Raw genomic sequence first — 20,177 nt, 5'->3', positions numbered from 1 at the left:
TTTCAATTCCCGCACGCAGACTCCTTAATCATCTTCGTTGTCATTAAACCAACAATAGAAGCCATAATAAAAGGAACTATATTCAGCATGATAGCACCAGCGGCAAATATTGCGAAAATAGACGAGAAGACAATCGCAAGCATTGCGGTATAGATAAAAACTGTCATCGCAATAAAAGCAGAAATTCCCCACCCACAGCTTGACAGGTTCGAGAAAAAATCCACCAAAACACCAACGCCCCCTAAAGTTTTTCCAGCCACCCCGGCCCAACCCGCCTTTATTTCAGATATCAAAGTTCCGATCAATGCCAGCAATGTGGACAGATACTCATCAATGATCTCTCCTCCATTCTCACCACTAGCGATCAGGTAAGCACCCGCGCCGGTGTCCGGATCGAGTACTGTATAGCCCACGGAGGGGCGACCGTGGAAATTGACCGGTCTTTCATGGGCGGTTACTTCCTTGCCGGCAAGAACGGCGTTGCGAATATCAGCTTCTTCGGCGAGGCTCAGATCGAGTGCCGCCATTGCCTGGCTGAGGTTGGCCCGGGTGATAGTCCAGATTTTCTGGCCTTCGGCAGCGGCCAGTTGAAGGGCTTTGACGGCACTTATACCGTGGGCGGGGTTGTCGTCGGTGCTGTACATCTGCTCCGGCACCAGATGCTCCATGGCGGACAGGCGCGCTCCGGCCGCCCGGTTTCCGGCTATCCAGCGTTCCTGATCGTTGTCTTTATCCACGCGGATGGCGGAGACGTTGTCCACATCCATGGTGAGGCCGCTGGCCGTGACGTTTCTGGGGATGCCAAACCAGTAGCGCGGTTGCAGACTGGTTTTGAATAACCCATAACTCGGCGCCCGGTAGCCGACGCTGTTCATCTGGCGCTCGCTGATTCGGGCCTGCATGTCATTGAGTGCGAAGTAGCTGAGAATGGTGGCGTACAACATATCGCCGACCAGTTGTTGCTTGGTGAGATCGCCGTAGTCTTCAGCGGTCAGTTGGGCACGAGTGGCTTCCAAGTCAGCTTCCAGATGTCCAGCGGCGGAGGCACTGATACCTTGCAGATTCAGGGCAATAGTACGGTACTCACCAGCTATCGGCTTGTTCTCGGAGGTGTTCCAGCCCTGTCCCGGCTGCCAGTAGCCCATTTCGGAGACCAGGGCCGACCCCATGGTCAGTTCGTATTCGGAGTTCGCCACGGGCGCTGCCCCGATCGAGAAGTGGGCATTCAGATTGATCAGATGCCCGGGCAGCGTGTCCGCCACCTCAGCCGGGTCGACCTCTCCATCTTCACCCGCTTCCGGCAGGTAGCTGGCGAGCGTGTCTTGATCGTCCTGCGTGGCGGGAGTAAAGGAGAGCGAAAGGCTTCGGCCGGCGAGCACTGCCGTGGGCTCTTCAATGGTGAATAATTCAGCGCCTTGGTAGCCATTGGTGCTGGTATGCAGTCGATATCTGAACTTCCAGCGCAGTGAGTCGGAGAGCTCATTGGTGGTGAGCCGCCGGGTGACTAGATGGTAGGGCAGTGACGGCGCCAATTGCTGGTGTATGACTGCTTTGATGGCCTTGGTGCCCAATACCTCTCCCACCGTGGCCTCCGGTGCCTGACTGTCGAGGTAGGTCTTTAGTTCCGTGCGGTAGTCTTCCAGCATCTCCTCGACGGCCGCACCGGGCACACCTTGTACCCAGCCCTCTTCTTCATTAATGGTGCTTTCCTGTTCGATGGCCCGGGCAAGGCCTTCGGCGTCGAAGGGCACCTGGTCCTGCAGGTTCATACCTTCGCTGTATTCGTACTGTTTGAAACTGGCATCCATGGGAATCCAGGTATCGCCGCTGCGGTGATCGGCGCCCCGGCTGGGGTGGAAATCGATCCAGGCTTCCACCCAGACGTGTTCCAGTTCGAACTGGCTGATGCCGCCGCCCTGGATGACGGCTTTTCTCGGAATACCGCCCTGCCCCATCAGGTTGCCGGCGGCGCTGGCGGTATTGACCCCGCCGACCCAGTTCATGATCTGATCGGCGGGAATGCGTACCGTGCCCAGGGCGTAGCGGGCCGGGATATCCGAAGCGCGCAGCAAGGCGATGAGCAGGCTGGCGGTGTCGAAGGCATTGCCCTTGCTCAGTTCCAGAGTGTACTCAGCACCTTGAATGGAACCGTAGCTGGGGATGAACTCAATGTTGTTACGCACCCATTGGTAAATGCGAATCGGATCGTGATCGAGTTCGGCGGCCTTTTCTTGAATGGCCGAGGACTGCGGTGCATCCAGCGTGGCAGCGAGCGCGTCGTCCGTGGGCGCGCCGGGAGCGACGCTCAGAGCGGCGTCATTGGTCAGGCTGGCAAGCTGAACCCCTTGCTCGAAACGGGGAAGGCCGGTGCGCTGGCTGAGTGCCTCTGCGGAGTATGCGGGCGCCGGCGTTTGGTCCGGATCCGGGGTGCGCCAAGGCAGGTTCTCCGGATCGAAGGGATCCCGGGGCTTGTCCAGGGTGAAGCGACCCAAGAAATCGACCAGCGCCGCCATGGCTTCTTCCTGTTCGCCGAGGGATTCTGTGTTGAGAGCCTGGTTCAACGTTTCTCGCAGAGTGGCGTAAGCCTGGCGGTAGTCTTCGCGGGCGTGGTCGTTGCGCTCGAGAATCCGTTGCGGAAGACGCCTTTGCCGAAGATGGGCTTCGGTCTGGTCAAAAGACGCCAGCGCTTGCTTGTGCATCGCAGCCGCCCGCTGCGACAGCCATCGCAGACGCGGCAGCGGTTCCGCACCGGCCTGGCCAATGCCAAGCAGTGAACGGGCGGTCCCCAGCAAACCTTGATCCCGTTCGGCCAGGGCGTCCGCCATCATAGAGCGTCCGTCCCTGGCTTCCTGGCGGATGCCGAGGAGGACCTGCTCCAGGGATTGATGGCGCGCTTCCCAGCGGGCTTGTTCCTGGGCTTCTTTCTGGCGCTCCACTTCCACGGCCACCGCCCAGGCGGGCCAGATCACGGCGTTTAGCAGCATCATCACCACGACCAGAGCGGTGGCGCGACAAAGCCGCCGGGCGCACCGCATCCGCTCCATGGCCGGAGCCGGATGGCTGCCGTGAGTGTGCTGATTCCTCATCGCGGTGTTCATTTTTCTTCCTTGCATGATTAGTTCCCTTCCCTGTTCAGCGACCAGATCACCCAGTCCAATCGACGTCGCAACTCACCGGCATTTCCGTGCCGAGAGTTCCGCAACGACGTGGCAGCTTTTAATGCCAGTTTGGTCGCGTCCCCAATACGCCCATGTTCCCAGGCGTGGCCGGCCTGATGCAGGCTCAGGGCCGCGTGTTTCAATGCCAGGTCCCAGGGCGTTTGCCACAGCGCTTGGCGGACCGCGGACTCAATCGTCTCCAGGTCCTCTGGCTGATCCGCCCGTAACTCGATGCGCAGAGCCTCATCGAAGCGTTCGCTGTCTCCACTTGGCGTGGTCGCTTCCAGCGTCGCCGAAAGATCGCTCACCCCCTGGCGGTAATCGGGGCGAATCCAGACGCGCAGAGAGCGTACTTCGCCCTTGTCCAGCTCGAACCGCCATTCGAGTTGGCCGTTGCCGGTTCGCGGCAACGTCGCGATCACCTGGCCGCCGTCTTCCAGCATGAGGCGCGCTTGAACGGTGACCGCCGGCCCGGTGTTTTCCACCGTCAGGGTGACCGGCACCACCGCATTAGGTCGTGTGATACTCAGGTCGGTTTCGGTGAAGACGAGCATGTCGTCGAGCAACGTGGCGTAGCCTGGCGTGGCTTGCTCGGCGGCCCCTTCCGCGGCCAGGTCAAAACCGGCGAACACCGTCCGGCCTTCACCGTAATCCCGGTAGGTCACCGCCGGATGATCGAGAGGATAAAGCGGACAGTGGCGGCCACGACCTTGGCCACCGCCCACACGCAGATTCTGGTAATAGCCGGCCGCGTGGCTGCTCTCACGATGCACTAGTGCCAGTTGCCGGTTCAGTACCAAAGGCAAGAAACCAGCGTCACTCAGCGGCGAGTGATCAAGGCGCACACCATCGGCGTCATCGCCCGGGTTCCGATCATAAGGATTCCAGCCAAAGCCCTGCCGCTCACCATGTGGCTTGATACCCAGAGCCTGATACAGCGGGCCGGCCTCGGGCAGATCGCCAGCGGCGTAAACCAGCCCCTCGCCACGGTTCACGGCCTCGCGCAGCTGTTTGGCGGTCCAGTGCTCCACCGGTATCCGGCCCGCCAGCAGCAGGTATTGCTGATAGTCGCCGGAGCGTACCGCCGCACCAAAGGTCTCCAGGGAGTCCACCAGGGTGTAATTCCGTTCGGCCAGGGTGTCATCGAGCCATTGACGCTGCGCGGCCAGCGCTGGCACTTCAGGCTCGCCATGGCCTTGGCGCACTTTTTCCACCAATTCCACATCGGTGACTTCGAAGTCGCCCAGCACATCGCCGGGGCGCGGAGGCTCACCACATCGGAAGTGAACTTCACCGCTGTCCAGTGCTTTATGGAAGAACAGGAACGCCGGGTAGATCGCTTTGAAGGTGTAGCCTCCTTCCACCAGACCTTTACCTTCCACGCGCAGGCTCAGAGTCTCGCGATCCAGATTCTTCAGAGTCAGATTCACTTCTCGCCCGGCGTGGCCATCCACCGGCTCGGTAAAGAAGCGTGGCGTGGCGGATTCCAGGTCCTCGACTTGGAAATGCCGACCGAGCACCTTGGCGTAAACCAGAGCGTAGGGTGACAGCGTGTCCGCAAAAGTGGCTTCGAGTGTCAGACTCTTGACCGCCATGCAGGTGGACACTTCGTTATCCGCCAACACCAGCAGGCGCGGCCCACCACTCAGGCTGAGACCGGTTTCCAGGGATACCGGCGGTTCGATCACCTGGAAGGTGGCGTTGCCGATATCCAGGCGTTCGCCACCGCTGGCGACCTGCAGCATGCAGGCGTGACGAGTAAGGTTGAATCCGGCAGTGCTGAAGGTATCCGTGAAGGTTCGTTCCTCACCGGGCGCCAGGGTCACCGTGGCGGATTCGTCCGCAAGCTCAAGCTGGTTATCCAGATCCAGGCGCAGCCGCCGTACACCGATGCCGTCCAGGACCTGTTCACTGGTATTACGCAGCCGGGAATGGCAGCTCTGGGTGTGCCCCAGGAATACCGACTCCGCCTCGACGGAGACGCCTCCCTGCAAAGCACGGAGCGGATTGCTGGCGACCGAGAAGCCGGCCTGATCCCGGGCGAGCACCTGGTCATTGCTGGAGAACAATGTGCCCGTCACCGTGTAGTCGCCATCCGGAACGTCATCCAGCGCGAGTCTGTCCGGCAGAGCCATTACCTGGCCAATCGACAGACTTTCCAGCACGGTTTCTTCACTGAACACCACCTGCCCTCCCGGGCCGGCCACCACAAGGCGATAGCGGGGTGTGGAAATCGGCGTACTGATACTGGTGTTGCTCAGCGAGCTCTCAATCGTCACAAAGTCACCGAGACGGTACGCGGGCTGATCCGTGCCAACCCGGACCGCCGCCACCGGTTCGAACGTGTCGCCCCCTTCGGCGAGCCGGAAGGCAGCCTCATCACTGTCCAGCAGGCGGCCAGCGTCGTTATAGAGATCGGCTACGGCACGATAGGGTCCGGTCAGCGTGACGCCGGTATCCCATTCTTCAGTGCGCTGGTACTGCTGGCCGGCTGCCAGCTCCTCCACGGTCCGTTCTCCAAGATCCGTCACCAGCACACCGTTGGCGTCCTCGATACGCAGTGCTACCCGATAATCCCCGGCCACCGCACCGGTATTGCTCACCAGAGCGTCAATCCGTAGCGACGCCATGGGCGACGGCATCGCGGATGAGAGCCCCAGGGACACTTCGCCCCGTTGCGCGGTGACCGAAATACCAACGCCATTGTTTCCGGTGTTGCACTCCGACACGTTACCGGCGATTTGAGCGCGGGCGTGCACGGTTCCCCTGTTCAACGAAGCAACCTCTACAGCAGCCAGGCTGACGGTGCGGAAGGCACCGGGCTCAAGGCCTTCTTCCAGTGTGATCTCGCCGACAATCTCGCCGCTGTCGTCGTCAGCATTGAAGAGCGTGACGGTGACGTTCTCGGTAATCGCCGCGGAGCCGGCGTTGCCGATCACCACTTCGAAGCTGACTGGTTCTCCTGTGCCGTGATCCACCAGCTTCAGACCGCCCACGGTGAGATCGGGGATGCGGGTTTCCTTGGCGATCTTGCCGGCGATGCCCTCGATGTATTCCTCGTAGCTGTCGACCATCAGCACGAAGCCACGATCACCGCCCACCGGCTCGGGAAAAACGATGGCATTAAGCAGGTTTTCATTGGTACCACTACCAACGCCGATGGCGTTGAGCACATCCACGCCGTTGTCACGGGCCCGGTTGGCGGCCGCCACCGCGGCGGACTGGCTGGACTGACCATCGGTGGACACGTCGATCACCCTCAGCGCCGCCGGTGGCGTGGTCTGGGTGATGGTGTCGACGGCGCCGTCAATGCATTGATGGATGGACGTTCCGCCGCCCATTTTTGGCACCCCCCGGATGGCATCGGCCAGATTTGCGACGTTGTCTTCCTCGACCAGTGTCGGATCAATCTCCAGACGGTCCGAACTGCTGAACTGCAGAAGGGAAAGCCGTACCGAGCCGTCGCGCGGCACGATATCCGGGTTCTCGATGGCCCGGGCGGTGCCTTCCAACTGCAGCTGGAACTCGGAACGGCTGACGCTGCCGGACGCATCCAGACACAGCGCCAGGTCCAGATACGGTTTCTGATTGTTCACGCACTCCCCGGCGGTGCTTTCCAGATTATTGGTTTCGGAGAGTTCGGAGATCGCTTCGTCGGCGTCGAGCATCACCGTGATCGGTGCGTCCCGAAACGGAAGAGGCCCATCCACGGCAATGGCAATCGAACGCGTGGTATCCACATCCAGCGCGCCATTGACCACCTGCTCGCCGAGCTTCAGATCCGTGTCCGGGTTAAAGACCCCGTCACGGTCCCGGTCACTGAAGGCCACGGCGCGAAAGCTCTGATCCAGCGCCGTGTTGCCCCGGTTAATCACCACTATTTCCAGCTCACCGGCGGCGGCAAAGGTGTCCGGGTCGGAAGTGAGACTAGCGGTCCTCACGCTCTGGACCGCCAAGTCCGGCAGCAAAGCATCGATGCCAGGCGGACGTAGGCGCAAATCCCCCATTTCAAGCACACCGCCAGAGGCGATCAGGAAGGGGAGCGTCAGATCCTGGTAATCGGTGAGCGACAACACCAGGACGTAGTCGTCCAGGCGCAATCCCGGCACTTCGAAACGGCCACTCGGGCCGCTCAGGGCCTCGGCCACTACCGCCGATGAGGAGGCGTGCTGTTTGACCTGCGCCAGCACGCCCTCCAGCGGTTCACCGGTGCGCACGTCCACTGCCCGGCCGGCGACGCTGTTCACCGCCTCGACCAGGGGGGCGAGCTCGACCTCGCCCACATCGCTGATAAACCCCGCGTACACCCGCACCTCGGCGCTGACCGCGGCATAGTCGGAAGCACTGATGGTCAGGCTGACTTCACCCGCGCTCAGCGTATCGATCACGAAATGGCCGTCGGCGTCGGTTGTCTGATTATCGAAGCCATCTTCATGCTCCACCAGGATTTCAGCGCCTTCGATACCCCGGCCGGTGATGCCATCCACCACCGTTCCCCGGAAGCCACCTGGCAAGGAGGCCGGCGGCTCACCCACGGCGACAAGCTGTGGCGAGAACGTCAGGGCATCACCGTCATTGGCTTGCACCTGGCCGGATACGGACGCGTAGCCATCGGCGCTGACGGTGAGCGCGACTTCGCCGGCGGGCAGGGTTTCCAGCCGGTACCGGCCTTGCGTGTCCGTACTCACGGATTTCGTGGTGTTTGCGACGCGGGCGCTGACCAGCGCACCGATCACCGCGTCACCGGTGCCCCGCTCAGCGACCCGGCCCGTGACGCGCACGCCCTGCTCCACGGCGGCACGCAAAGCGGGCGAGAACACCAGCGTTTGCCCCGCCTGGATATCGGCACGACCCACGGCGGTTCGGTAACCCGGCGCGGAAGCGGTCACCGTGACCGGACCGGCGGCGATCTCGCCAAGCACGTAGCGGCCATCGGGGCCGGCGGTCACGGAGCGCCCGGAACCGCCTAACGTCAGCGTCGCGCCAGCCAGAGCGGCACCGTCTTCGCTGGCGGTTACACGGCCACGCAACAACCCGGTGGACACCGGCTCGCCGGTATCGGGATCGGTTTGCCGGACATCCAGCGCCAGGTTTCCGAGATTCCGCTTGTCGCCGGTTTGCACCACCGTGTTGAGCACCAGGGTGCCGTAGCCAGCCTTGCCCGCTTCGATCCGGTATTGCCCGGTTGGCAGATCCTCGAACAGGAACACGCCATCAGAGCCAGATTGTGTCTGTCGAGTATCGGTGCCGGAGAGTCTTACCTGACCCTCCGCCAGAGCCTGGCCGCTTTGCGCGTCCACCAGCCTGCCGGTAAGTCGAGTGAGATCCGGCGGGGGCAGCGATCCGATTGCGAGCGCGCGCAAAGCCAGGGCGGTGACGTAGACACCGCCATCGAAATCACCAGCGGGTTTCTGCTGGTTCGCCAGGGCCTGTAATGCGGCCTCGTAGGGGGAACGGTCCACGGCTCTGGACAAGAGCGCGATCAATGCCAGCGAGGATTGCTCGGTACCGGCCCATAGGGAGTCGTCGCGCCGACCCAGCAGAAACGATTGCGCCGCGCCGAGCGCCGCGTCCACCTGATACTGTTTGCGGTACAACCAGAGCGCGTGCATCACCACCGCGGTCGTCTGCACCTGGGCATTGTCGCCATCCAGCGCCCAGCCACCGTTGTCGAGCTGATCGTCACGAAGGAATTGCAGAGCGTAGGCCGCCGGCTCCTGGGTGATGCCCAGCTGATGAAGGGCTTCCAGGGCAAAAGCAGTACTGATGACATCGGCGCTATAACCGGGAAAGGCTCCGAAGCCGGAATATGGCTGCCGCCTCGCCATCAAAGCCTGGCGGTCCGTGCCAGCGTCCAGCCCCAAGGAGTGCGCCGCAATCATCCGTCTGGCAAGGTTCTCCGCACTGTCGTCCGGTGCACTGGCAGCCAGATAAGCCGCTGCGCCGGTCAGTTCCTGGGGCTCACTGTCCTGCTGTATTGCGAAGGTTTCCAAGCTTTCCGTTGTGGCCTGAAAAGCGGTGCTCAGCGTGGCGTCGTTGTTCAGCGAACCATCCTGCTGGAGTTGGCCTAGCAGCCATTGGCGGCCCTCCGCGAAGCCCCCCTGAGCGCTCAGAGGCAGAATAAAAAGAAAACAAAAACAGACAACAAGACGAACCCGGCATCCATGGCCGGCCAACGGCGTTTCCATGCCTTCCCCCAGTTTCTATCCGCCACCCGGTCCCCCAGTGGACGGGCGGCATTTTTAGTTGCGAGAAGGGTAGCAACGGAGCAGCGATCGCCATGCAAGCAATTTCTTACATGCTTGTAAGAAAAACGCTCATTTTTGTAGCGAATGAACAAAAGCGTGAACCAGATCAACCCGCGGGGTACATGGAGGCAGGGATCGCTGGACCTCAGCCGCCGCCCAGGCGCCACCAGGCCGGCAACAGCGCGCGCACCTGGGGGCGAGCGAAGCGGTCGTCGATCAGGTGCACCACGCCCTGGTCGTCGCCGGTGCGGATCACCCGGCCGGCGGCTTGGACCACCTTGCGCAGGCCCGGGTAGAGATAGGTGTAGTCGTAGCCGTCGCCGAACAGGGCGCCCAGGCGTTGTTTGAATTGTTCGTTGACCGGATTGATCTGGGGCAGGCCCAGGGTGGCGACAAAAGCGCCGATCAGACGCTGGCCGGGCAGATCGATGCCTTCCGAAAACGCGCCGCCCAGCACGGCGAAACCGATGCCCTGCCCGCTTTCTTGAAAACGATCCAGAAAGTCCTGGCGGGCGGCTTCGTCCATGCGCCGTTGCTGCGCCCACACCGGCAAATGCGGGTGCTGATCGCGCAGCATCGCCAGCGCTCTTTCCAAATAATCGTAGCTGCTGAAGAAGGCGAGGTAGTTGCCCGGGCGTTGCTGGAACTGGTCGGCGATCAGGGCGGTGATCGGCGCCAGGGACGCTTGGCGGTCGCGATAGCGGGTGGAGATACGCTGTTGAATGCGCACCTCCAGTTGCTCGGCGCGGAACGGCGACGGCACGTCCACCCAGGCGGTGTTGTCGGGCAGGCCAAGCAGGTCGGCGTAGTAGCCGGGCGGGCTGAGCGTGGCGGAAAACAGCGTGGTGCTGTGGGCGCTGTCAAAACGCGCCGCCAGCGGCGCCGCCGGCACCACATTGCGCAGACACAGCCGTGAGCCGGGCCGCCCCCGGGCGGGAGTGAGCGGCACGCTGTCGACAATAAAGGCGTCGTCGTCGAACAGTTCGGCGATGCGGTTAAAGTGCAGCGCGTCGAAGTAGAACCGGTTGAGATCGCTGTTGAGCACCGCCGGCTGCTCGGCCAGATGGTCGGTGATCGCGGCGATGGCGTTTTGCAGCGCCAGCAGAAAGGCGGCGGGCGGCTGGTCGTGCACGCGGTAGGCGGCGTCTGGCCCGGCGGCGGCGTCGGTTTCCTTGTTGAGCGCGTTCCATTGCCGATTCAGGCGCTCGAAGGCGCTCTTCAGCGGGGCCGGCGCCTGCCGCTTCAGAGCGCGGAAGGTGAGCTGATCGAGCTCGGCGGAATACATGCCCCGGGCCCGGTCCACCAGGTTATGGGCTTCGTCCGCCAGCACCGCCACCCGCCACTGGTTTTCGGTGGTTAACCCATACAACAGGGCGGAAAGATCGAAATAATAGTTGTAGTCGCCCACCACCAGATCGCTCCAGCGCGCCATTTCCTGGCTCAGGTAATACGGGCAAACGTTGTGCTCAAGGGCCAGCTCGCGCAGCCGTTGGCGATCCAGCATGGCGTGGTTGGCGGCGGCGGCGCGGGCGGCGGGCAGGCGGTCGTAGAAGCCTTGCGCCAGCGGGCAGGATTCGCCGTGACAGGCTTTGTCCGGGTGCTCGCAGCTTTTCTCGCGGGCGATCAGCTCCAGGGTGCGCAGCGGCGTATCCGGTTGCTTTTCCATCAGAGTGCGCACCGCGTCCAGGGCGAGCTTTCGGCCCGGCGTTTTGGCACTGAGAAAAAAGATTTTATCCAGTTTTTTTGCCGGCGCCGCTTTCAATAACGGGAACAGAGTGCCCACGGTCTTGCCGATGCCGGTGGGCGCCTGGGCCAGCAAAGGCCGGCCGGTGCTGGCGCTTTGAAACACTGATTCCGCCAGCACCCGCTGGCCGGGCCGGAAGTCCTGGTGGGGGAAGGTCAGGCCAGAGAGGGTCCGGTCGCGCTCATCCCGGTGGGCCAGCTCACGGTCCGCCCATTGCAGAAAAATTTCGCAGTGGTGAGCAAAAAATTCAAACAATTGCGCGGCTTCGTGGCTTTCCTTCAACACCGTTTCTTTCTGCTTGACGATGTCGAAATACACCAGCGCCAGCTCTACCTGTTCCAGTTCACGTTCGCGACACAACAGCGCGCCGTAGATTTTCACCTGGGCCCAGTGCAAGGCGCGGTGGTTGTCCGGCAGACGGGCCAGGTCACCGCGAAAAGTTTTCACTTCTTCCAGGCGGTTTTTGGCCGGGTCGTAACCGTCCGCGCGGCCACGCACCTTCAAGTGTTTGTACTCGCCGGCCAGCACCACCTCCCGTTGATAGCCGGTGCCGCGTCGGCCGGCCACGGTGGCGTGGCCGGCGATGCCCTCCTGGGCGGTGGGCGATGGCGTGAAGCGCAAATCCAGATCGCCCGCCTTGGCGGTAAACTCGCACAGCGCGCGCACCGCCACCGTGTAACTCATGGTGCCCATTGCACTTTGCACACCAGGGCGGGGATTGAATGCGCGGCGAAAAACGCCAGCCAGCGCCGCTGGTTGTCTTGCAGGCGATCGCCCGGACCTTTCACTTCGATCATCCGGTAGTCACCGCGTTCGGGAAAAAGCTGGATCAGATCCGGCAGGCCGGCGCGGTTGGCTTTGATATCCCGCAACAGGCGCCCGAAGCAGAGCCGCAAATGGGCGGCGGGAATGCAATCCAGCGCGCGGGTCAGCAGCGCCTCGGAGAGCGTGCCCCAGTGTACAAACGGCGACTGAATGCCGTGTTTCTCATTGAAGGTCCGCACAATCAATGGGCGATGCTCACCGTTGGCCAGGGTCTCGAACGCGCGCTCAAACAGCGCCCCGCGGCGGGCCTGGAAATCCGCGTCATAAAGATCCGCCGGGCCGCTTTGAAAAGGGTGAAAAAAAGCACCCGGCAGCGGCGCGAACAGGGCCTCCCAGCACAGCAGGCCGAACAGGCCGGTGAGCAGGGTATTCTCCACATAGAAGACCGGCGCATCCGGCGTGGCCAGGTGGTTGGCCACCGCGTCTTCCACGAAACCGCAGGTGGGCAGGGTCAGCGTTAATTCGCCGGTCGCCGGGGTCTCGCCGCGCGGTGGCGCCGGCAGGCCCAGTTTGCGGTGCAGGCGAGGCAACACACGGGCCAACTGCTGACGCTCCGCTTCGCTCTCCGGCGCCGCCTGCGCCTGAGCCGCCAGCGTCAGCGCCGCGTGCCAGTCGCCGCGCCGCTCCAGCACCCGCAAACGGCGGCCACGCGCCTCCCGGTGATGACACCGGGCATAGAGGGCATCGGCCCGCGCCAGCTCGCCCTGGCGCTCCCATTGCCGCGCCAGTTTATAGCGCAGCCGGTGCCGCAACGGTTCGACCCAGGGATTGCCGGTGTCGCCGTCAGGCAGTTCCGCGTGTATTGCATCAAGTGGCTCACCGGCGTCAAAACGTTGCCGCCACGCGTGCAACGCCAGCCAGGCGTCGATCTCTTCGCGTCGCTGGAACGGCCGGCTTTGCGAGTCCAGCGCTACGCGTTCATAGCGGAAGGTGCCGAGCTCGGTGAGCACGAATTCACTCCAGTCCTGATGCAGATTGCCGAAAAACATCAACCGCAGGCGTTCGCACAGCGGCATCACGGTAACGCGGAACAACGGTTCGAGCCGGTTCGCCGGGTCCCAAGCGGACAATGCGCGGGGTGTCGGGTGGCGTTCCCTGAGCGCTCGGAGCCAATCGCTTTTGCGGCCGTTGCGGGTGAGGCCGGCGCTCGTGTCGGCGGCGTTGAATTCGTCCACCAGTGCCGCCGCCAGTTCGGCACGGGTGTAGAGGCGAAACAGTTGGTCCACATCCAGCTCGGTGGCGAGGGCGAGCCATCCGTTGTCGAGCAACGTCGCCAGCGCCGGCTCCGCCGGGCCGATCTCCGTATAACGCAGTTTATTGGCTCTGAAGTGCTCGCCTTTGCGCATGATCATACGGACCAGCAAGGCTCGCGGCGCTTGCGGCAGGGTCGTGAACGCGCGCACGCGGTCGCGCTCGTCGGTGGTGAGCAGATCCTGGTGGCGAGTCACCACCCACCCCAGCACCGTTTCGAAGTTGCGCAGGTAGTAGAAAGGATCGTCAAGGGTGGTGGTGGCGGCGGCACTGTTCATCCGGGTAGCTTACCAATGGACAGTGCCGAGCACCAAGCGGTACGCATTCTTCGCCCTGCTCACCGCGCAAACGGAACGCCACACGAATATCAGCGGGTCAGGGCCGCCAGGGCTTCACGGATCACGGTCTCGTCGCGCGGACGCACCAGGCGGGCCACCTCCTCGCCATTGCGCAGGAAAATCAGCGTCGGCCAGAGTTTGACGCGAAATGAACGGCCCAGGGGCCGGCCCTTGCCGTCTTCCACTTTCAGATGGCGGACCTGGGGGTAGTCCTGGAAGGCGGCGGCGATCAGCGGTTGCGCGGCCCGACAGTGCCCACACCAGCCGGTGCCGAATTCCAGCACGGCGGGGCCGTCGAGGGCATCGATGGCGGCGCGTTGTGGTTCCACGTTTTCAAAATCGGCGGTGAAAGCCATGGTGACTCTCCTGCTGCTCGTCCGTGAGCGTTCAGTGTAGCGGCCAGCGCCGCGGACGTCAGGGCGTACCGCCGGCGGTTGATGCTTCGCTGTCAGATTATTTTGCTCTCTCTCAAGCGTTGCAGCGCCGCCGGGTCCAGCCCCAGAGTCTGTCCGAGCACCTGCTCGGTGTGCTCGCCCAGCAATGGTGGCGGGCGCCGATAGCTGACCGGCGTGGCGGACAGCCGGAACGGGCTGCCGACCAGCGGCAGACTTGCCTTGAGCGGGTGAGCCATGTCGATGCGCATGTTGCGCGCTTGCACCTGCGGGTCCTGGAACACGCGGGCGATGTCGTTGACCGGCCCGCCGGGCACGTTGCCGGCGGCCAGGCGTTGCAGCCAGTCGTCGGTGGTGCGCATTACCGTGGTCTGCCGCAGCAGCGGGATCAGGACATCGCGGTGGGCCACGCGGGCGGCGTTGGTGGCGAAGCGTTCGTCGCTGGCCCACTCCGGATGGCCGGCGATCTCACAGAAGCGGGCGAACTGGCCATCGTTGCCGATGGTCAGAATGATGTCGCCGTCAGCGGTGGGGAAATCCTGGTACGGCACGATGTTGGGGTGGGCGTTGCCCATGCGCCCGGGCGCCACGCCACTGGTGAGAAAATTCATCGCCTGATTGGCCAGGCAGGCCACCTGGACATCCAGCAGCGCCATGTCGATGTATTGGCCAACGCCGGATTCGCCCCGGTGCGCCAGCGCCGAGAGCACCGCGATGGTGGCGTACAGGCCGGTGGTGATGTCGGTGAGCGCCACCCCCACTTTGATCGGCCCGCCGCCGGGCTCGTCGTTACCGTGGCCGGTGATGCTCATCAGCCCGCCCATGCCCTGGATCAGAAAATCATAGCCGGGGCGTTGCGCGTAGGGGCCGTCCTGGCCGAAGCCGGTGATCGAGCAATACACCAGACGCGGGTTCACCGCCTTGAGGCTGGCGTAATCCAGCCCGTAGCGCTTGAGCCCGCCGACTTTGAAATTCTCCAACACCACGTCGCAGGCGGCGGCCAGTTCCTTGACCAGGCGCTGGCCCTCGGCCTGGGTGATGTCGATGGTGACCGATTTCTTGTTGCGGTTGGCGCCCAGAAAATAGGCGGATTCCGAGGTCGGCTCGCCGTTGTCGCCGGTCATGAACGGAGGGCCCCAGGAGCGCGTGTCATCGCCCGCTCCCGGGCGCTCGATCTTGATCACCTCGGCGCCCAGGTCGCCAAGAATCTGGCCGGCCCAGGGGCCGGCCAGCACGCGTGAGAGATCCAGCACGCGGATATGAGAGAGGGCTCCAGACATGTTTTCTCCAAACTGCGTATTGATGCGTGCGGCGGGCCGCGCGAACTTAACTTAAGCTTTATCGTCGATTCGAAAGAATCGGCCGATGAGGGACCATGACTCAACGACGTTGACGCCCTTTAGGCGTCTGTCGCTGGCTGGGCCTGCTCCTATACGGCGTGGTGGGTGGCCACGGGCGGCGTAGAAACCACGGAAGTAAGGGCCACGGAAACAAAGGTGCCGTCGACCTATTTAAACCCCACCACCCGGTGCGGCACGTAGGGGCTTTGCAGTTTTTCGATCTCCTCGGCGGACAGCGTCAGCCCCACCGCCGCCACCGCGTCGTCCAATTGGCCGGCCTTGCTGGCGCCGACGATCGGCGCCGCCACCGGCGATTGATGCATCACCCAGGCCAACGCCACCTGGGCGCGCGGCACACCCCGTGCCTCGGCGATCTCGCCCACCGCGTCGAGAATCTGACGGTCGGCGTCTTCCATGCCGGTGTACAGAGTCTTGCCGAATTCATCGCTGCTCTGCCGCTCGCTGCTTTGCTCCGGTTCCCGCGCCAGCCGGCCACGCGCCAGCGGGCTCCAGGGGATCACGGCGATGCCCTGATCGCGGCACAACGGCAGCATGTCGCGCTCTTCCTCGCGGTACAGCAGATTAAGATGATTCTGCATGCTGACGAATTCGCTCCAGCCGTGGCTGCGCGCCGTGTAAATCGCCTTGGCGAACTGCCAGGCGTGCATCGAGGAGGCGCCGATATAGCGCGCCTTGCCGGCTTTCACCACATCGTGCAGGGCTTCCAGGGTTTCCTCGATGGGGGTGTGATAATCCCAGCGGTGAATCTGATACAGGTCCACGTAATCGGTGCCCAGCCGGCGCAGGCTGTTGTCGATTTCCTGCAGAATCGCCTTGCGCGACAAGCCGCCACCGTTGGCGCCCTTACGCATGGGCATAAACACCTTGGTGGCCAGCACGATCTCGTCGCGGCGGGCGAAATCCTTGAGCGCGCGGCCGACGATCTCCTCGGAGGTGCCATCGGAATAGGCGTTGGCGGTGTCAAAGAAATTGATGCCGGCCTCCACCGCCTGGCGGATCAGCGGTCGGCTGGCGGTCTCGTCCAGGGTCCAGGGGTGAGTGCCCCGGTCCGGCTGGCCGTAGGTCATGCAACCCAGGCACAGCCGAGATACCTGCAGGCCGGTGCGGCCCAGTCTGGTGTACTCCATGATGTCTCCCTCTGGCGTCGGAGGCGCGCCCACCTCTGAGCCATACGGCGTGAGAAGGCGGCCGGCGATTACCATAAACCCAAACCGGAGCCAGAGTAAGGCGGATTGATTGTTGGTGTTTTCTGAACGGACAAACCGGAAGCAGGCTGTTTATTGGCCCTGAACGATTCAATAAAGTATCTGGAACGTTTTTCCCACCTGTCCGGAGCACACCGCATGAGCGAGCACACCCCCATCGCCCTGATCACCGGCGGCAGCCGTGGCCTGGGCCGCAACGCCGCGCTGAAACTGGCCGACGCCGGCACCGATGTGATTGTTACCTACCGGGGCAATCGCGACGACGCCCGCCAGGTGGTGGCCGACATCGAAAGCAAGGGCCGCAAGGCCGTGGCCCTGCAACTGGATGTCAGCGATAGCGGCTCGTTCCCGGCCTTCGCCGACCAGGTGCGCGGCGCGCTTCAAGACACCTGGCAACGGGCCCGCTTCGATTATCTGGTCAATAATGCCGGCATTGGCATTCATGCGTCGTTCGCCGACACCAGCGAGCAGCAGTTCGACGAATTGATGAACATTCAGCTTAAAGGGCCGTTCTTTCTTACCCAGGCCCTGTTGCCGCTGATCGCCGACGGCGGCCGCATTCTCAATGTATCCACCGGGCTGGCGCGCTTCGCCCTGCCCGGCTTCGCCGCCTACGCCACCATGAAGGGCGGCATCGAGGTGTTGACCCGCTACCTGGCCAAGGAACTTGGCCCGCGCGGTATCGCCGTGAACGTGATCGCCCCGGGCGCCATCGAAACCGATTTCGGCGGCGGCGCGGTGCGTGACAACCAGGACATGAACGCTTTTATTGCCTCCCAGACGGCGCTGGGACGGGTCGGCCTGCCGGACGACATCGGCGGCGTGATCGCCTCGCTGCTGGCGCCGGAGAACGGCTGGATCAACGCCCAGCGCATCGAAGCCTCCGGCGGCATGTTCCTGTAACCGACACGCTCAAAAGCGCGCCTCCACGCCCAGGCGTACACTGAGTGGCTCGCCGTAATAGGCGTTGCCGGTGGTGGCGTAGTATTCCTTGTCGGTGAGGTTGTAGAGGTTCAGGGTGGCGGCCAACTGCCGGGTCAGCGCGTAACGGGCCATGGCGTCCACCACCGCGTACCCGCCCTGGGTGAAGCGCGCCCCGTTGGGGCCCTGGTTGTCGCTGTGGATCTCGCTCTGCCAGCGCACCCCGGCGCCCAGGGTGAGCCCCTGGCCCACCTGCGGGAACCGGCAACGCCGTCCGTGGCGGCGTTCAGGGCGGTGCGTCGGCGGGCGGCTCGCGGCGTCGCTGGGCGCGCCCCAGCATGACACCGGTACCGGCCCAGGCCACGGCGATGCCGGCGCCGATCAGCATCGCCGTGGCGGGCATCTCGCTGAGCAGATCCAGACCCCGTTTCAGCCAGCCGCTGAGCGCATCGCCACCCCGGTACACGACGGTGTCGATAAAGTTCTTCGCTTTGAATTTCTCCGCCGGCGGCACCACCGTGTAAAGCATTTCCCGGCCCGGACGCACCAGCGCGTATTCCCCGGCCCGGCGCGCCACCATGATGACCACGAACACTGAAAACACCGGCGCCAGCGCCAGCCACACAAAACCGGCGGCGATCACCACCGGCACCGCCACCAGCAAAGCGCCGATCCCCAGCCGTTGGGCCAGGCGACCGGTGAAAAACAACTGAGTAAGAATCGCCAGCGCCTGCACCACGAAATCGATGGTGCCGAACACCTGGGTTTGCCGCTCCCGATCGGGGAAGGTTTCCGCCACCAGACGGGCCTGTTCGAAATAGAGAAAAGTGCTGACGCTGGCCAACAACACCACGAACAGGGCAATGCCCATCAGATAAGGGCTGCGGACCACTTCCAGGGCGCCATCAAACGGATTGCCACCCAGCGCCCGGCGTTGATCCTGTTGAGCCGGGGCGGCACTGGCCGGCAGCGGGTGGCGGTCACGCCAGGCGTACAACCACAATCCGGCGGAGGCGCTGCCGGCGAGCATCAGCGCCGCCAGGCACAGCAGGCCGGCGTGCCCGGCCGGCACCACCAGCAAAGTGCCCAACGCCGGGCCGGCCAAACCGCCCAGGCTGGCACCGCCGGCCATCACCCCGAACAGGCGTTTGGCCTGGGCGCTGCTGAACAGATCCGCCAGCACGCTCCAGGCCAGGGAAATGGCCAGCAGATTGAACACCGACAACCAGATATAAAACGTGCGCGCCAGCCAGGGGTTGGCGTTGTCGCCGGCGAACATCAGCGCGAACAGCAACAGGTTGAGCACGAAAAAGCCGAACGCCGCCGGCAGAATGCGCCTCCGCGCCACCCGCGAGGCGAGCCAGCCGAACAGCGGCAACACCGCCAGGGTGGCCACGAAAGTGCCGGTAAACAGCCACTGCAGGTTATCAACGCCACCGGCCACGCCCATCGTCTCGCGCACCGGGCGCAGCATGAAATAGCCAGTGAACAGCAGAAAAAACATCAGCAGCCCGACGGCCACCGGCGGCGCTTCGTCCTGGTGCAGATTAAGCAGCCGTGCCAGCAGGCCCAGCGCGCGGCCCGAGCGCGAGAGCGCCACTTACCAGTCCATTCCCGCCAATTGCCGTTGCTGAGCGTCACTGAGCAACGGGCCCCGGCCGGCCTTGAGGTTATCGATCTGATGTTCGGGCTTGCTGGAGGCGGGAATCACCGCCGTGGTGGCGGGATGGCTAAGAGCGAACTTCAGAAACAGTTGCGCCCAGGAGCCAATGCCCGCCTCGCCGGCCCAGCCGGGCAGTGGCTTGCCCTTCACCGCCCGGAACAGCCGGCCGTCGTCGTAGGCGCGATTAATAAGCACCGCCACGCCTTTGTCGCGGGCCAGCGGCAGCACCGTTTTCGCCGCTTCCGGGGCGTTCACCGAATAGTTGATCTGAATAAAATCCAGCGGCTCGCTGCGCAGAATGTCGGCCATTTCGTCGAGCCCGCTTTGCAAGTAATGGGTGACGCCCACATAGCGGGTCTTGCCCTGCTCCTTGAGTTCGCGGGCCAGTGGCAACTGGGTTTTCCAATCACGCAGGTTGTGCACCTGGAGCAGCTCGACATGATCGGTGCGCAGAGATTTCAAAGAGCGGGCCCATTGGGCTTCGCCCTCGGCGCGGCTGTCGGCGGCGATCTTGGTGGCCAGAAAGCAGCGTTCACGCCAGCCGCCCTCTTCCAGCAGCGCCCCCAGCACGGCGTCGGCGCCGCCGTAGTTGGGCGAGGTGTCAAACACCGTGGCGCCGGCGTCGAAGAAAATCTTCATCACCTGCTTGAGGCGCTGATACTCGCTGGAGCCGATGCGGGTCTCGAAACTGCCGGAGGTGCCGGCACCGATCACCGGCAGCGCCTCGCCACTGGCGGGCACCTCGCGGGTACGCAGCGCGGCTGTGGCGGCGTCCGCCGCGCGCGCCGATGCCGCCATCGGACCGAGCGCAAGCCCGGCTCCGGCCCATAATGAGGTTCCTAGAAATCCGCGACGTGAAAACATGGCTCTCTCCTTGTGCTTGCCTCGCGCTTGCCCGCGCCGGCCCGGTCGGCCCGGTCGGCCCGGCCCACCGATCACCGCCCGGCGTGGGCGGTATCCCTGCCCCTCTTATGCCGGGCAGCCTGTATCGAGACAACCAGAGTAGCGATTAAATCTCCGTGAACAGATCGGCGCTGTCATCGTGCCCCGCCTTCCAAAAGCCTTGACGAG

General features: G+C 63.6%; 11 protein-coding genes. 1 reads left to right on the top strand and 10 read right to left on the bottom strand.

Annotated elements, in window-relative coordinates; all coding sequences use genetic code 11:
* Window positions 1-2 precede the first annotated feature (2 nt).
* The 7 genes from CGS25_RS02485 to CGS25_RS02455 form a co-directional block, all read right to left on the bottom strand.
* Window positions 3-3,098 carry a transglutaminase-like domain-containing protein gene (locus CGS25_RS02485; RefSeq protein ID WP_157933776.1) on the bottom strand — a complete coding sequence of 1,032 codons (3,096 nt, stop codon included), beginning with the start codon at window positions 3,096-3,098 and terminating at the stop codon, window positions 3-5.
* 17 nt (window positions 3,099-3,115) lie between these two features.
* Window positions 3,116-8,986, bottom strand: a complete 5,871-nt coding sequence (locus CGS25_RS02480) for a carboxypeptidase regulatory-like domain-containing protein (RefSeq protein ID WP_232802211.1) — start codon at window positions 8,984-8,986, stop codon at window positions 3,116-3,118.
* 565 nt (window positions 8,987-9,551) lie between these two features.
* Entirely contained in the window at window positions 9,552-11,843 is a 2,292-nt protein-coding gene (locus CGS25_RS02475; protein ID WP_232802210.1) for an ATP-dependent DNA helicase, read from the bottom strand.
* Window positions 11,831-13,504 (bottom strand): VRR-NUC domain-containing protein, encoded by a 1,674-nt coding sequence (locus tag CGS25_RS02470; RefSeq protein WP_101674473.1) that lies wholly within the window; start codon window positions 13,502-13,504, stop codon window positions 11,831-11,833. The genes CGS25_RS02475 and CGS25_RS02470 overlap by 13 nt, the downstream gene beginning before the upstream one ends.
* An 89-nt stretch (window positions 13,505-13,593) precedes the next feature.
* Window positions 13,594-13,920: a thioredoxin family protein gene (locus tag CGS25_RS02465; protein ID WP_101674471.1), complete on the bottom strand. Its 327-nt coding sequence runs from the start codon at window positions 13,918-13,920 to the stop codon at window positions 13,594-13,596.
* Between the two features lie 92 nt (window positions 13,921-14,012).
* The gene (locus CGS25_RS02460) at window positions 14,013-15,236 is read right to left on the bottom strand and encodes a CaiB/BaiF CoA transferase family protein (RefSeq protein ID WP_101674470.1); all 1,224 of its coding nucleotides are present in this window, start codon (window positions 15,234-15,236) and stop codon (window positions 14,013-14,015) included.
* Between the two features lie 227 nt (window positions 15,237-15,463).
* A complete protein-coding gene (locus tag CGS25_RS02455; RefSeq protein WP_089031435.1) occupies window positions 15,464-16,444 on the bottom strand; it encodes an aldo/keto reductase in 981 nt (326 codons plus the stop codon).
* 216 nt (window positions 16,445-16,660) lie between these two features.
* Between CGS25_RS02455 and CGS25_RS02450 the strand changes: the two genes are divergently transcribed.
* Window positions 16,661-17,425, top strand: coding sequence for an SDR family NAD(P)-dependent oxidoreductase (locus CGS25_RS02450; protein ID WP_101674468.1), 765 nt, complete (start codon window positions 16,661-16,663; stop codon window positions 17,423-17,425).
* A gap of 9 nt (window positions 17,426-17,434) precedes the next feature.
* Here the strand turns inward: CGS25_RS02450 and CGS25_RS02445 are convergent, their stop codons facing one another.
* From CGS25_RS02445 to CGS25_RS02435, 3 genes are read right to left on the bottom strand one after another with little or no spacing between them, the layout of a single operon-like run.
* Window positions 17,435-17,695, bottom strand: coding sequence for a TonB-dependent receptor domain-containing protein (locus CGS25_RS02445; RefSeq protein WP_198588671.1), 261 nt, complete (start codon window positions 17,693-17,695; stop codon window positions 17,435-17,437).
* A gap of 34 nt (window positions 17,696-17,729) precedes the next feature.
* Window positions 17,730-19,043 carry an NTP/NDP exchange transporter gene (locus CGS25_RS02440; RefSeq protein WP_198588670.1) on the bottom strand — a complete coding sequence of 438 codons (1,314 nt, stop codon included), beginning with the start codon at window positions 19,041-19,043 and terminating at the stop codon, window positions 17,730-17,732.
* Window positions 19,044-19,970 (bottom strand): aldo/keto reductase, encoded by a 927-nt coding sequence (locus tag CGS25_RS02435; protein WP_101674466.1) that lies wholly within the window; start codon window positions 19,968-19,970, stop codon window positions 19,044-19,046.
* Window positions 19,971-20,177 lie beyond the last annotated feature (207 nt).

This window comes from Alloalcanivorax mobilis, from assembly GCF_002864685.1.
In the GTDB taxonomy this organism is placed as follows: domain Bacteria; phylum Pseudomonadota; class Gammaproteobacteria; order Pseudomonadales; family Alcanivoracaceae; genus Alloalcanivorax; species Alloalcanivorax mobilis.
This window is presented reverse-complemented; position numbering and strand designations above follow the sequence as displayed.